Here is a 1,284-nt window from a genome sequence, read left to right on the forward strand (position 1 = left end):
AGAGGTGGCTCGGTTTGTTTGAACAGTTCCGGGCGTTTCGTTAAGTGGGTTTCCGCCTCGATTATGCCGCCACCATCATCGGTGCCAGCGCGTTGAAGTAAGCCTGATCCGGCGTCTGCCGGTCAAGAGACGAATGTGGACGTCGAGTGTTGTAAAAGTTCAGATAACGACCGATCCCCGCGCGGGCCTCGGACACGGTCTTGTAGGCATGGAGGTAGACCTCTTCGTATTTGATCGACCGCCAAAGCCTTTCGACGAAGACATTGTCCCGCCACGCGCCCTTGCCGTCCATCGAGATGGCAATCTCACCTTTCTTCAGCACCGCCGTGAAGTCGATGGATGTGAACTGCGATCCCTGATCGGTGTTGAATATGTCCGGCTTTCCATAGCGAGCCAGCGCCTCCTCGACCGCTTCGATACAGAAGTCCGCCTCCATCGTGATCGATAATCGCCACGACAGAACCCGACGGCTGAACCAGTCCACGACGGCGCAGAGATAGACAAAACCACGCGCCATGGGGATATAGGTCAGGTCCATCGCCCATACCTGATTGGGCCGGGTAACCGCCAGCTTGCGCAGGAGGTAGGGATAGATTTTGTGACCTGGCGCTGGTTTTGACGTGTTCGGGCGACGATAGATCGCCTCTATACCCATCTTCTTCATCAGCGTGGCGACGTGCAGCCGCCCAGCCTCCAGACCATCTCCCTTCAAAAGCCATTGCAACATCCGACTTCCCGCGAACGGATATTCGAGATGCAGTTCGTCGATCCGGCGCATCAGGGCAAGATCGCCATCGGATACCGGACGCGGACAATAGTAGACGCTGCCACGGCTGAAGCCGAGGAGCCTGGCCTGCCTCACGACCGACAGCTTGTGCTCGCGGTCGATCATTTCTTTCCGCCCAGCAATCCCGCCTTGCCGAGCGCACCGGACAAAAAATCGTTCTCCAAGGTCAGTTCGCCGATCTTGGCGTGAAGCGTTTTCACATCGACGGTCGGACCCGCCGGTTCCGGTTTCGCTTCATCGCCGAAAACGCCGGTCGCCCCCTCAAGCAACTGGTCTTTCCACTGCTTGATCTGGTTGGCGTGCACGTCGAACTGCTGGGACAATTCCACCAGCGTCTGCTCTCCTCGGATCGCGGCGAGCGCCACTTTTGCCTTGAAAGCCGGGCTGTGGTTCCGGCGCGGTCGTCTCGTCATGGTATCTCCTGTTCTCGGCATCTAAGCCGAAGTCAGGCAGAAATTCCACTTATCCCCGCTGTGCAGATTTCCCGAGCCACCTCT

The 1,284-nt window shown here is 58.0% G+C and carries 1 protein-coding gene; it reads right to left on the reverse strand.

All coding sequences use genetic code 11. The features are described from left to right. Positions 1-61: 61 nt before the first annotated feature. Positions 62-1,200 (reverse strand): IS3 family transposase gene (locus WDZ78_RS23275; protein WP_425674406.1). Its coding sequence is split into 2 segments (ribosomal slippage): positions 62-942 and positions 942-1,200, totalling 1,140 coding nucleotides; the frame shifts between segments, so codons are not numbered across the junction. Positions 1,201-1,284 lie beyond the last annotated feature (84 nt).

The sequence above is a fragment of the Agrobacterium sp. M50-1 genome (assembly GCF_049843495.1).
GTDB classification, from domain to species: Bacteria; Pseudomonadota; Alphaproteobacteria; order Rhizobiales; family Rhizobiaceae; genus Agrobacterium; species Agrobacterium radiobacter.